11 protein-coding genes are annotated in these 13,480 nt (G+C 41.3%); 1 reads left to right on the forward strand and 10 read right to left on the reverse strand.

Annotated features, from left to right (window positions below; translation table 11 throughout):
* The first annotated feature begins 6 nt into the window (after positions 1-6).
* Positions 7-1,332, forward strand: coding sequence for an amidohydrolase family protein (locus tag MHI18_RS02200; RefSeq protein WP_340845784.1), 1,326 nt, complete (start codon positions 7-9; stop codon positions 1,330-1,332).
* Between the two features lie 55 nt (positions 1,333-1,387).
* Here MHI18_RS02200 and MHI18_RS02205 read toward each other — a convergent pair whose 3' ends face one another.
* The 10 genes from MHI18_RS02205 to MHI18_RS02250 form a co-directional block, all read right to left on the reverse strand.
* Entirely contained in the window at positions 1,388-4,363 is a 2,976-nt protein-coding gene (locus MHI18_RS02205; protein WP_340845785.1) for a hypothetical protein, read from the reverse strand.
* A gap of 256 nt (positions 4,364-4,619) precedes the next feature.
* On the reverse strand, positions 4,620-5,108 hold the full coding sequence (locus tag MHI18_RS02210) for a PTS sugar transporter subunit IIA (RefSeq protein ID WP_340845786.1): 489 nt from the start codon (positions 5,106-5,108) through the stop codon (positions 4,620-4,622).
* A 21-nt stretch (positions 5,109-5,129) separates the two neighbouring features.
* Positions 5,130-5,840: a trehalose operon repressor gene (gene treR, locus MHI18_RS02215; protein ID WP_340845787.1), complete on the reverse strand. Its 711-nt coding sequence runs from the start codon at positions 5,838-5,840 to the stop codon at positions 5,130-5,132.
* A gap of 23 nt (positions 5,841-5,863) precedes the next feature.
* Positions 5,864-7,525, reverse strand: coding sequence for an alpha,alpha-phosphotrehalase (gene treC / locus MHI18_RS02220; RefSeq protein WP_340845788.1), 1,662 nt, complete (start codon positions 7,523-7,525; stop codon positions 5,864-5,866).
* 57 nt (positions 7,526-7,582) lie between these two features.
* Positions 7,583-9,025, reverse strand: coding sequence for a PTS system trehalose-specific EIIBC component (treP, locus tag MHI18_RS02225; RefSeq protein WP_340845789.1), 1,443 nt, complete (start codon positions 9,023-9,025; stop codon positions 7,583-7,585).
* Between the two features lie 170 nt (positions 9,026-9,195).
* Positions 9,196-10,266: a ribosome small subunit-dependent GTPase A gene (rsgA, locus tag MHI18_RS02230; protein ID WP_340845790.1), complete on the reverse strand. Its 1,071-nt coding sequence runs from the start codon at positions 10,264-10,266 to the stop codon at positions 9,196-9,198.
* A 263-nt stretch (positions 10,267-10,529) separates the two neighbouring features.
* Complete coding sequence (gene dhaM / locus MHI18_RS02235) at positions 10,530-10,919, reverse strand: dihydroxyacetone kinase phosphoryl donor subunit DhaM (protein ID WP_340845791.1); 390 nt, start codon at positions 10,917-10,919, stop codon at positions 10,530-10,532.
* Positions 10,916-11,545 (reverse strand): dihydroxyacetone kinase subunit DhaL, encoded by a 630-nt coding sequence (gene dhaL, locus MHI18_RS02240; protein WP_340845792.1) that lies wholly within the window; start codon positions 11,543-11,545, stop codon positions 10,916-10,918. Before dhaL ends, dhaM begins: the two co-directional genes overlap by 4 nt.
* Before the next feature lie 20 nt (positions 11,546-11,565).
* Positions 11,566-12,558, reverse strand: coding sequence for a dihydroxyacetone kinase subunit DhaK (dhaK, locus tag MHI18_RS02245; RefSeq protein WP_340845793.1), 993 nt, complete (start codon positions 12,556-12,558; stop codon positions 11,566-11,568).
* 123 nt (positions 12,559-12,681) lie between these two features.
* Positions 12,682-13,473: a TIGR00266 family protein gene (locus MHI18_RS02250; protein WP_340845794.1), complete on the reverse strand. Its 792-nt coding sequence runs from the start codon at positions 13,471-13,473 to the stop codon at positions 12,682-12,684.
* Positions 13,474-13,480: the final 7 nt, after the last annotated feature.

The following is a 13,480-nucleotide window of genomic DNA, read 5'->3' on the forward strand; positions in this document are numbered from 1 at the left end:
CTCCCTATGCAAACCTTATATTTCGCTGACTATATTTATCATAACGATGTATTCCAAAAAGATTTGGGCTTGCTGGTGATAGATGGTGTGATTACAAAAGTGGCTTCTAAAGAAGATCTTGTCTCCCTCTATCCCCAAGCGTCTATTAAAGATTGGGCTGGGAAGGCAATTGTTCCTGGCACCGTAAATGCACATAACCATTCTTTTCAAAGTCTTCTTCGCGGGATTGCTGTAGACAAACCTTTCTTAGAGTGGCGTGATCAAGCTCTATATAAATATACCCCCTTATTAGATGAGGAAGCGATTTACACAGGTGCACTATTTGCCTTTGGGGAAATGGTGAAATACGGCGTAACAACGGTTAGTGATTTCTTCTACGTACATAACGGCGGAACTGCGAATGATGAAGCCGTTATTCGTGCGGCAAAAGATGTGGGGATTCGCTTCGTCATGGCACGTACGATGTATGACTGGACTGGTGCTCCTCAAAGTTACATAGAAAGCATTGATGATGCGGTGACCCGTACGAGACAGCTTGCCATTAAGTACCAAGGAGATCGTATGGTCGATATTCATCCAGCCCCGCATAGTCCTCACGCAGCCTCACCAGAAATGATTCAAGCTGGTCATAAATTAGCAAAAGAACTTGGGACCCCCTTCCATATTCATGTTGCTGAAGAAATGTTTGAAGTCAATGAAATACTAGCAACCTATAAAAAGCGACCTGTTCATTATCTTGATTCACTCGGTGTTGTTGATGATCGTATGATTGCCATTCACTTAGTATGGATTGATGAATCAGAGGTAACATTACTTGGTCAACGTGGTTCGGGTCTCGCCTATTGTCCTTCTAGTAATATGTTTTTATCGGACGGTGTTACACCCATCCCCGCATTAGCTGGTGCAGGTGTTCCCATTGCCTTGGGATCTGACGGTGCATGCAGTAATAACCGAATTAGTATTTTCGAAGAAATGCGGATGTGTTCATTACTTCAAAAAGTCTACCGACTCGACGGCACATGCATCCATGCCAAACAAGTCTTTGACATGGGAACCAAAACAGGCGCCCATTTACTCCGACTGAATACAGGGGAACTAAAAGAAGGATTAGCTGCGGATTTTGTCTCATTAAATCTAGATGATTTATCGCTTTCCCCAACCAATGAACTGTTTGCGAATCTCATTTATTCGATGCAGCCAAGTGCCATTTCTGAAGTCGTAGTAGACGGCAAGCTCATCTTGAAGAATTCACAACTTGTGAACATACCCGAAAAGAAAATAGTTAAAAAGGTAAATGATTTATTTACTAAATGGAATAAGCTTGATTTTTAACGCACGATAAAAAGCCTGCCCATCATCTAAACAAGCTGATGGGCAGGCTTCACTTTTATATAAGCTTTGTTAAAGGGGTAACATACACCTCAGTTTTAATATTTTTCGTTGGTTTAATCGCGTCAAACCCTCTAAACTTAGCGTTTTTAATGATGACCGAACTATTTGGATTTGAATTGCTTTCATCCGCAATGAAATTGAATTTAGAAATATCTGCAATTCTAAGGGTAGTATCTTCTATTGTCACTTTCTTTAATTGTGGATAATCCCCGGTCACTGCGGATGCGTAGGACAACATTCTTGTATTTGAGTTTACGACTTGATTAGTAAACTCTCCATCTATAAATTCTATCTCGTAAGATCGTGGTGCTTCAATACCATTAGATGGAATGTTATCATCAATCGTCACTAATACCTTTTTTTTGTAGTCTTTCGTAAAAATAACTTTAGAATCCTCAAAGATTACTTTTTGTACGATACCTTCTATTGAATTAACGTTTGCGTATACTCCCCCTAAATCGATTTGAGTATCTTGCAATAAGCATTTCTCAAACGTTAAACTACTGTTAAGAGTTTTATCGCTCACCGGTACCCTGATAGCACAATTATAAAATTCACACTCTTTAAATTCTGTGTCGTTATTAATATTCACACTATTAAACGCGATATTTCTGAAGATATTATTCTTCATGATTGAATCAGATTCTTTCTTCTTACTAGCATAGAAACGATAGTAATTATTTCCTCCAAAATTTTCAAAGGTGTTGCCTTCGCAAACTTTACAATTTATCGATGATTGGATGTATTCATTCCATTTTTCACCTGACATAGCTTTAACCGAATTCCCTTTAAATTCAATATTCCCTACCACTGTTATTGAATCTACATTAAACGTATTATTTGATACTTTCACAAACGTATTAGCATGACCTTCTGCATTTAATCCACAAACTTTCGTATTCACGATATTATCGGTAAAGTGAATGGTTCTCCGCTGAAATTCCATAGAAGGCATTAATCCAAATCCGTTACAATCATCAAAGGTATTTCCTTTTATAATTGTACTTGAATTGTTATAAATTATTGGCCCATTTAAACCTTGAAACAAACAATTTTCAATTCTAACATTGTACACACCAGCCAAAATACTGTGAAATCCAGAAAAGAAATGACAGTCAACGATATTAAGAAAATTACAATAGCTGTCTTCGAAGTTTATTTGATACCTCGTTGTGTCAGGAAAAATAGGCACGCTTATACTAGAATCCATCCCGTTATGATAAATTTTACTTTTTTCAATTGTAGTAAAATCTGCCCCACCACTTATACCGCCTCTGTGATTATCATGTATCTCACAATTTTTAATGGTAACGAACTGCGTTTGAGGCATGGTAATTGAATAATTTATCGTAAGATCAGCCAATCCTGGTGTTTCGTTTAGCAATTGAACAGCCATCGTAAAGGCATTGTAAGGTACCATTGTATTTTGTAAAGACACTGCTTTTTTTCGACCAACGATTTTTCCCGCCTCATCAAAAAACAAGTATTCAAACCACGTGTTTTTGATATTCGGAATACGGGTATATCCACCGCCTGTTCGCATTTGTATTTCTTTATGCACCCCTCTAATCAGTTTAAATCTTGCTGAAACATAAGCACCATCTTTGGCTATGGTTGTCCCTGTATCATCCACATACCCAGGCAGCATCTTTGGAGATTGAATGATGTTTGATGTCAGAGTGCTCATTGGGTAGGAACCCATTGAAATTCCATCACCCATGAACATAGATACATCTAAGTTTTCAAATGAACAAAATTTAGAACCTCTATCCAAGTATATTCCATATGTCTGTTCCATCCCATATTCTGAATTAAAGCCTCGACCTCCATCTGTGAAGCTTCTGTTTGGAATATCCCCGATGATTTTCCCATTAATGACATGGGAATGCATGCAGTTCGTAAGTTCAATGAATTTTCCAGCTAGTTTCCATGCAGGTGTTGCTGCTGGTGATTTATCGTAAGGATTCTTGTTAATAGAATCATACATTACCTCGAATTGAGATCCATTCAAATCAAGCGTCTGATAATCGAAAAGCTTAATAGGTGTGTTCTGCATGGCATGGGCTTCAGCTCCACCATTTAAATTCGTATAGCAGAATGAATAAATCCCCTTCGGAACAACAATTTTCCCCCTGCCGTTATCTTTTGCGTATTTTAATGCGTTATTAAATCCTAACAAGTTATTATAGGCGATTGCCCATTGAGCGCTAGTGTACGGCGGTTTGCCCATCGCACCTTGTGTAATTCCCCATTTATCTAACTCGATCAAATAGTCTGATCCGGAAGTTCCTCCGTTACCCAAACCAGCAGGGCCAGCTGGACCTTGATCTCCCTTGTCTCCTTTTACACCTTGTGGACCTGCATCCCCTTTCGGACCAGTCGCTCCCGTTACTCCTTTGGCTCCAGCAAGACCTGGTTCCCCCTTGTCCCCTTTTATACCTTGAGGACCGACAGCACCTATTGCACCGGCTATTCCCGTTACTCCTTTGGCACCAGAAGGACCTGGATCTCCCTTCTCTCCTTTTAAACCTTGTGGACCCGCATCCCCTTTCGGACCAGTCGCTCCAGTTATTCCTTTAGCTCCAGCAAGACCTGGATCCCCCTTGTCCCCTTTTACACCTTGAGGACCGACAGCTCCTATTGCACCCGCTATTCCCGTTTCTCCTTTGGCACCAGCCGGGCCTGGATCTCCCTTATCACCTTTCACACCTTGTTGACCTGCATCCCCTTTTATACCTGAAGCTCCTATTGCCCCTGTAGCTCCAGTTACCCCTTTGGGACCAGCAAGACCTGGATCTCCCTTATCCCCTTTTGGTCCTGGATCTCCTTTGTCACCTTTGACACCGGCACCTGTTGATAAATTCTTTATAGCCGCTTCTATCACTTCGATAGCCTCGCGGGCCTGAACATCTTTCATATCAAACAACACTTCTGCATTTTCATCATCAACATTTATTGAAATTTTGACCATTCTTTTATCCCCCTAAACTTGGTGATATTCTGGGTGCTTGTCCCGTCTACAAATAAGTAAGCAGCAGTGTTCGGTTTCTAACTCCACTGATACATTACGCATAAACGATTTCTTTTAAATAGTATATGTACATGCATAACATGTGTTCTGGTTCCTGTTACAATTCCACTCCATAAAAAAAATCAGCGCCGTTAAGCGCTGAATTAAAGGGATAAAAAACCCCCGTCAATCATCATGACGGAGGTATGCAGGAGAATTATTTAAATGTTAACTCAGCGATTTCTGTTCCTGTTGTTACTTCCGTTACCGCTGATGGAATTACTTCGGCAATTTTTTCATCAAAGTTAGGGAATACAAGGACGGTTATGACTTCCTTACCTTTTTCTTTGATATACGAGAGATCGAAGGTACCAATTGGGTCGTTGGCCTTTAGCACATCACCAGCTTTTACATTGATAGAGAAGCCTTCTCCTTTTAATTCAACCGTATCGAGACCAAGATGTAATAGTACTTCAAGTCCATTTTCTGCTTCTAGTCCAATCGCATGCTGCGTTGGGAATACCTGTGTTACCTTGCCGTTAATTGGGGAAACAATTTCTCCATTTACTGGATTGAAGGCAAATCCATCCCCCATCATTTTCTGGGAAAAAACAGGATCTGGTACATTCCCCAACGGGATAACGTCCCCATTCAATGGACTATATACGGTTATTTTCTTTTCTTTTTTTGACTTTTTGAAAAACATGCTGTTGTCCTCCTCTATTCTCTATTTCCTTCTTGCAAAATCGACAAATCGGAATTTGTCCGGACGATGGCGTGATTCTGTGTATTGAAACATGCTGGTATCGTCTAGGTATACATAGTTTTTGACCACGACGATATTGTGGTATCCCTCGAGGTCCAAAAAACGTCGATCTTCTTCCGTCGGAATTTCAATGGTAATTTCTTTTTTGGCGAACGAAATGGCTAGTCCAAGTTCTCCTTCGAGGTACTCGTAGATAGAGTTTTCACAGATTTCCTTCGTCAGCTCTGGCACATATGTTGCTGACAAGATGTCCTTATCAAGGATAATCCGTTCTCCCTCAATTTCACGTACCCTGCTCAAGGTCCAGACTAAGTCATCTTTTTCTAATTTCATTTTTTCTTTACTATCACGAGAGGGCTCTCCCTTTTCTAACTCTACCACCCATGTACGGATACGTTTACCCATTTTAGATGAAAGTTCTTTGAAGCTGACAAGTCCTGAAATAGGGAAATCAAGCTTAGTAACATCGAGTACAATGGAACCCTTCCCCTGCACCTTATGAATGTACCCGTCTTCCGCAAGGATTTTCAGTGCTTTCCGAACCGTTTCTCGTGAAGCCTCATACATGTCTGCTAATTCATTTTCTGAAGGAAGTAGTGACCCTGCTGTTAATTGCCCATCATTAATTTGTCCTGCAATATCTTCAGAAATTTGTGTAAATTTATTTTTCACCAGTTATCACCAATTTCATCATATCATTTTTTGAAATGATATACATATGATTGATACGGTCCTATGTCGATTTTTTTTGTTAGTTGCGGTATTTCCTCTACATTTGAAAGTAACAATTCATGATGATAATCATGAAGCAGCTCTTCTGGTAGGGTCAGCTCCGTCGTTTCTCCATAAAAATTATTAATCACAAGCAGGACCTCATCATCTAAGACTCGCTCATAAACAAATAGATAAGGGTGGTTTTTCTCTAGGAGACGATACTCCCCGTCCGTAATAATCGTATATTCTTTACGCATCGTAATCAATTTTTGATAATGATAAAAGATAGACGTTTCATCCCTCAAAGCTGATTCTGCATTGATTTCGGTATTAGCCCCTAGTGGAATCCAGGGGGTTCCCGACGTAAAACCAGCTTGAGCGTCTTGATTCCACTGCACCGGTGTTCGTGAATTATCCCGCGATTTTTCTTGAAGGATGCTCATGATGTCTTTCTCTGACTTCCCTGCCTCTTTCATCAGGTGATATTGGTTAATGGTTTCTACGTCCCGATACTGATCAATGCTCGTAAACCTAGGATTCGTCATCCCGAATTCTTCCCCTTGATAAATATAGGGTGTTCCCTGCATTAAATGAATGGTTGTAGCAAGCATTTTTGCCGATTCTTTATGATAGATGCCGTCATGGCCATAACGGGAGACAATACGAGGCTGGTCATGGTTGCACCAGAAAAGCGCATTCCATCCTCCGCCCTGCTGCATTTCTGTCTGCCAGGTGGAGAGGATTTTCTTTAGAGCTAAAAAGTCAAAGTCCCCCAATGCCCATTTTTCTCCATTCGGATAATCGACCTTTAGGTGGTGAAAGTTAAATGTCATGCTCAATTCATTTCGTTCTGGCTGGGTATACTGAATACAGTTTTCGATGGTTGTAGAAGACATTTCCCCGACCGTCATTCCATCATAATGAGCCAAGACTTCTTGATTCATTTCTTGCAGATATTCGTGAACACGAGGGCCGTCTGTATAAAATTTACGGCCGTCTCCAGGAAGTATGGATCCATCATCGTCGATATACCGTTGATCTTTTGAAATTAAATTCACTACATCTAATCTGAAGCCATCAATACCTATCTCAAACCAAAAATGCATCATCTTATAAATATCTTGACGCAGTTTGGGATTTTCCCAATTCAAATCAGCTTGTGTTTCGTCAAATAAATGCAAATAATACTGTCCAGTTCGTTCATCGAATTTCCACGCTGAGCCGCCAAATTTTGAGAGCCAATTCGTCGGTTCATCTTTCCAAATATAGTAATCGCGATAGCTGTTGTCTCGTGAAGAAGCTGCTTCTTTAAACCAATTGTGTTCTGTCGAAGTATGATTTACCACTAGGTCCATAATTACTTTGATTTCTTTTTGATGTGCTTCTTCTAGAAGCTGCTGAAAATCTTCCATACTCCCATATTCTTCATAGATAGAATAATAGTTGCTAATGTCATAGCCATTATCCCGCTGTGGTGATTGGTAGATGGGGGTGAGCCAAATCACATCCACGCCAAGTTTTTTAAGGTAATCGAGTTTTTCGATAATTCCTTGTAAATCCCCCATGCCGTTTCCAGTACTATCATTAAAACTCTTTGGATAAATTTGATAAACAACAGATTTTTTCCACCAAGGCTGCTGCATGAGTAAATACCTGCCTTTCTAAGAAGTAGAGAGAAAGGGTTGCCCCTCTCTCTTCGTTTACGCGGCTTCTGTTTTTGATTTTTTGAATGACATTTTTCCAATTTTAGTTTTGGCAAATACGATGGTTAGAATGAACGGAATCACAATGGCAACTACCATTGCTAGAGCAAACACAAGTAAGTAACTGGACTGAATGGAAAGAATACCTGGTATCCCGCCGACACCAATGGAGTTCGCCATAACTCCGCTTCCAACTGAAATGACGGCTGCTACTAATGAGCCAATCATCGCTGCAAGGAAGGGATAGCCATATTTCAAGTTAATTCCAAACATAGCGGGTTCAGTGACCCCCAAGTAGCAAGAAATCGCAGCTGGAATTGACACTTGTTTTTCTTCTTCATCTTTGCGGTTAATATAAATCATCGCCATAACAGCAGAGCCTTGAGCAATATTGGATAAAGCAATCATTGGCCAAAGGTTGGTGCCGCCGAGCTCACTCATTAGCTGCAAATCGATTGCATTGGTCATATGATGCAAGCCGGTGATGACGAGCGGCGCATAGACAAATCCGAAAATTGCGGCAAACAGCCAGCCAAATGCCGACGTTAATCCTGAATACACAATGTCAGATACCCACGATCCTGCCATCCAACCGATTGGACCTAGGACAACATGGGCAAGTAAAACGGTTGGAACTAACGAAAGAAAGGGAACGACGATCATTGAAATGGAATTAGGAATGACTTTACGTAATTTGAGTTCAAGGAAGGAGAAGACAAGACCAGCAAGAATCGCAGGAATGACCTGGGCTTGATAGCCGATCATATCCACTGTGGCAAACCCGAAATCCCAGAAAGGAATTTCTGCATTACCTGCGACAGCATACGCATTTAACAGCTGAGGAGATACAAGGGTAATCCCCAAAATAATCCCGAGAATTTGCGAAGCGCCCATCTTTCTCGCAACTGCCCATGTAATCCCGACCGGAAGGAAGTGGAAAATCGCTTCACCAATTAACCAGAGAAACGCATGGACTCCAGACCAGAATTGTGAGACTTCAACGAGTGTTTTGGTACCATCCTCTAACAACTTAATGTCTCCGATTACATTTCTAAACCCGAGAATTAATCCCCCGACGACGAGTGCAGGTATTAGCGGTGTAAAAATGTCCGCTAAATGTGAAATAATTCTTTGTAATAAATTCATATTTTGTTTAGCCGCTATTTTTGCGTCCTCTTTGGACGTATCGCTTACACCGGCCATTTTAATAAACTCATTGTAAAAGGACGATACCTCATTGCCAATAATGACCTGGAACTGTCCTCCTTGTGTAAAGGTACCTTTAACAAGTTTGATGCTTTCAATTTGTTCAACATCTGCTTTCGCTGGATCCTTTAAAACAAACCGCATTCTTGTCGCACAATGAGTCACTACTGAAATATTTTCACTTCCGCCAATGGCCTCCAAGAGTTCTTTCGCTGGTTCTTGGTACTTACTCATTCCTTTCCCCCCTTAACATTTTATTAGTGAACCTCGTTTCACAACTTGTATATACAAATAGTTGATTGCGCTTTCATTCTATCTTGTATATACAAATTAGTCAACGTAAATTTTCAGATAATTTTTTATATACAAAAAAGCAGGAGCCAATGTCCCCTGCTTTTTTGTGATTACCTATTTTTCCTCTTCGTACCTTTTGAAAGCTGCTTCCACTTTTTCTGTTCTGCGAGTTTTTCCTGGGTGTTCGTTTTTCTCTCGATATAAGCAAGTTCTTTTTGCAATTTGAAATAGCTCTTCAGCCGGGCTTCTTCTAATGAACCATCTCCCACAGCTTGGTTTACCGCACATCGTGGTTCTTTCACATGTGTACAATCACGGTAAAAACACTGTTCCGCCAAAAGGGCAATGTCTTGAAATCCTGATGACACGCTTTCGGACTGATCCCATAGCTGTAATTCACGCATTCCGGGGGTATCAATTAAACACCCTCCAGAAGGAAGCATCACTAATTCACGGTGAGTGGTTGTGTGGCGTCCTTTCGCATCATCCTCACGAATATCGGATACTTTCATTATCTCACTTTCACAGATGGCATTAATCAAAGTCGACTTTCCTGCCCCAGAAGAACCGAGAAGGGCACCTGTTACCCCTTCTGAAAGCAAGGCTTTGACATCCTCAATCCCTTCACCTGTAAATGCACTCACAATATGAACGTCTACACCCAATACACTGTTCTCGAGTTGACCTACATAACCTAGAACATCGGTGCATAAATCTGCTTTGGTCAAAATAACGACAGGGGTAGCACCAGAATCCCAAGCAGCCACCAAATACCGTTCAATCCGGCGGACGTTAAAATCAGCATTTAAGCTCATGACCAGAAAGAGTAGATCCACGTTCGATGCCACAATCTGCTCGGCAATTTGTTCGCCTGCAACTTTTCGAGAAAACTTAGAAAAGCGAGGAAATAATTCATGAATGATGGCTCGTTCTTCCCCAGGCATTTTTTCAACCAGCACCCAATCTCCAACGGCAGGATAATCCTCACGCGATATGGATTCATAGGCATACTTGCCAGCAACGGATGCCAGCCATTCTCCTTCTTCGGACACTACACGGTAGGAATGTTTATGTTCAAGGGTTACCCGAGCAGGTACACACTTACTATATTTGGGTTGTTCTAAAAATTTCACTAAGGTAGCTTCATAGTCTTCTTTAAAGCCTAATGTTTGTCTATTCAATTCGAAATCCTCCTGTTTTATGCATAATAAAAAACCTTATCACATGCCCGATTCGGCAGTCATAAGGTTTCCATGCACGTTCAAGAAGGTATACGTCAGTGCGTATACAAAGGGCATGTGAAAGTAGACTTACCGAATCGGTTTTGAACAATCGTATAAGCAATCGTATAAGTCGTCATAACACATCACCCTCCTTCAAAATTAGTAACTTAATATTACCAATACCTTCTATTATTGTCAAATTATTTTTAAAAAACTTCTTTTTAGCCTCGCTTTGGCTGCTCTCTTACTTGTTCGGCAGCTTCTAGGACTTCCTGCAAGGATCTGCCCATACTAGATTCAACCGCTGCCACATAGCCGCCTTCGATTAAGGGAGCGTCCGCAATTAGGATGTTTTCGCGACCAGAGAGTTCCATAGCCATTTCAGCATTCATAAGTGCACTGCCCAAGTCGAATAAGATGAGAACTCCTTTATCAGAATAAACGGTATCAATTGCACTCAAAATTTTCTCCAAATTCGTGCCGATTTCTCCGTCATCCGTTCCTCCTGCTGCTTCGATTGATACATTTTGAATTGCTTGCGTCGTTAATTCCTTTAATCCCAACGCAATCTGTTCACTGTGAGAAACAAAAACGATACCGACATTACTCATAATGTAACCCCTTCCTTTTCAATGACTTCAGAAAGTGACTGTAAAAGATAGAAGCTCGAAACTGAACCAGGATCTAGATGACCAATTGACCGTTCTTTTAAATAGGCAGCACGGCCCTTTTCAGCTTGCATGTCTTTTGTTTGTTCCATTGCCTCTTTAGCTTGATTGCTGAACGCTGCTGGATCAAAGGCTGTGTTTTCCTGTAAAAAACGGACAACTGGAGACCATACATCGACCAAGGTTTTTTGGTTTTCTGCTGCATGCCCTCTCTGCAAGATGCCGGCTAATGCTTCCTCAAACGCCGTCGTTAGTTCAGCATAATTAACTTCTGCTTTCCCTTTTACACTCATCGACATCTTTAATATGGCTGTCCCAAACAGCGGTCCAGAAGCACCGCCTACTTTTGAAATCAATGTCATGGCCCAGTCCTTTAACAAATCTCCCGGACTTTCATAATCTGAATCTGCCGTTTTTTTGATTGCTTCCTCAAAACCGCGGGACATATTAATTCCATGGTCGCCATCGCCTATCGCTTGGTCAAGCTCCGTTAAATACGTTTTATTTTCTTGAATTTTCTCATTGGTCTTTTGAAGCCATAGCTGGATATGTTCTGTTGTCAGTCCCACTCTTATCATCCTTTCCGTTATTACATCCGAAATGCTGTTGTATGTGCTGGAGCATCTAATAATTCTTTTAGTTCGTCATCTAGTTTTAACAGCGTAATCGAACAGCCTGCCATTTCAATCGCTGTCATATATTCACCAACAAACGTTTTATAGACGGTAAATCCTTTCTCCGCAAGAATCTCACTCACTTTTCCATTCAATATATATAATTCCATTAATGGTGTTGAACCCAATCCATTAATCATGACAGCTACTTCATCACCAGATTTGTGAACACCATCCTGCAAAATTTTTAAGAGAAGCTCTTCAGCAATTTCATCGGCTGTTTTCAGAAGAGTCCGTTCAATTCCCGGTTCACCGTGAATACCCATGCCAATTTCCATTTCATTTTCAGCCATTTCAAATCCCGGTTTGCCTGCTGCAGGGATTGTGCAGGCTGACAAGGCCATTCCCATCGAGCGTACATTTCGGATTGCTTTTTCGGCACTTGCTTTTACTTCTGCTAAAGATGCTCCTGTTTCTGCTTTCGCTCCGGCAATTTTATGTACAAAGACTGTTCCGGCAATCCCGCGTCTTCCTGTCGTATATGTGCTGTCTTCAACGGCCACATCATCATTCACGATTACTTTGTCAACTGTAATCGTTTCCATTTCAGCTAGTTCCATTGCCATTTCAAAATTCATCACATCACCCGAATAATTCTTAATGACTAACAAAACACCCGCTCCACTGTCGGCGGCTTTAATGCCTTCCAGTACCTGATCAGGGCCTGGCGAAGTAAAGACTGGTCCACAAACGGCCGCATCCAGCATTCCTTTTCCCACAAAACCAGCATGCGCTGGCTCATGCCCGCTGCCGCCTCCGCTGACGATTCCAACTTTTCCAGCAGTACGTTCAACACGTGTTAATACAGCTGTATCTGGAACATGCTTCAGTACATCATGATGCGCTGCCGCCATTCCTTTCATCATTTCTTCAACCACATTATTAGGATCGTTAATCAACTTCTTCATTTTTACTCGCCGCCTTCGATTCGAATAGACTGATTTTTTATACTATTTCATTATAACAGTAGGTTAAACAAAAATAGAAGTTATATAAACTGAGGCCGTCAACATTCGTTGACCGCCCCCTTTTTATTTCCCTCCGAACAAATCAAACATTCCGCCAAGGACACTGCCTTCATCCTTAGAATTCCCTGTTCCCCTTGGTGCAGCAGAAAACACACGGCTTGCCAAACGGGAAAACGGCAGGGATTGAATCAAGACATCCCCTGGACCTTCGAGTGTCGCGAAGAATAAACCTTCGCCCCCAAAGAGAGCTGTTTTTATTCCTTTCACCATCTCTACAGAATAATTAATACTCGGTGTAAAGGCGACTAAGCAGCCTGTATCGACACGCAATTTATCACCAGCTTTTAATTCTTTTTGTACAAGCGTACCACCTGCATGTATAAACGCCATTCCATCTCCTTCAAGCTTCTGCATGATAAATCCTTCACCGCCAAAGAAACCGGCACCAAGCTTCCGCTGAAATTCAATGCCCACCTGAACACCTTTTGCCGCTGCCAAAAAGGCGTCTTTTTGACAGATCATTTTGCCGCCTAACTCTTGTAAATCAAGGGCAATTATTTTTCCAGGATAAGGTGCAGCGAAGGAAACTTGCTTTTTACCAGACCCCGTATTCGTGAAGGCTGTCATAAACAAACTTTCCCCTGTGACCAATCGCTTTCCTGCGCCAAAAAGCTTTCCCATAACCCCTTCGTTGTTTTTCGAACCGTCCCCAAAGATGGTTTCCATTTCAATCGAGTTATCCATCATCATCAAACTGCCTGCTTCTGCAATAACTGTCTCCTGCGGATCCAGTTCAATTTCGACACATTGCATATCATCACCGTGAATGACAAAGTCTATTTCATGATTTCGCATATAGATC

Source organism: Peribacillus sp. FSL H8-0477, from assembly GCF_038002765.1.
GTDB lineage: Bacteria > Bacillota > Bacilli > Bacillales > DSM-1321 > Peribacillus.

Coding starts and splice junctions, on each gene's coding strand:
- MHI18_RS02250 (WP_340845794.1), bottom strand. CDS start 13,473: ATGCGAAATCATGAAATAGACTTTGTCATTCACGGTGATGATATGCAA.
- MHI18_RS02200 (WP_340845784.1), top strand. CDS start 7: ATGCAAACCTTATATTTCGCTGACTATATTTATCATAACGATGTATTC.
- treC (WP_340845788.1), bottom strand. CDS start 7,525: ATGCAGCAGCCTTGGTGGAAAAAATCTGTTGTTTATCAAATTTATCCA.
- treP (WP_340845789.1), bottom strand. CDS start 9,025: ATGAGTAAGTACCAAGAACCAGCGAAAGAACTCTTGGAGGCCATTGGC.
- dhaK (WP_340845793.1), bottom strand. CDS start 12,558: ATGAAGAAGTTGATTAACGATCCTAATAATGTGGTTGAAGAAATGATG.
- dhaM (WP_340845791.1), bottom strand. CDS start 10,919: ATGAGTAATGTCGGTATCGTTTTTGTTTCTCACAGTGAACAGATTGCG.
- MHI18_RS02205 (WP_340845785.1), bottom strand. CDS start 4,363: ATGGTCAAAATTTCAATAAATGTTGATGATGAAAATGCAGAAGTGTTG.
- MHI18_RS02210 (WP_340845786.1), bottom strand. CDS start 5,108: ATGTTTTTCAAAAAGTCAAAAAAAGAAAAGAAAATAACCGTATATAGT.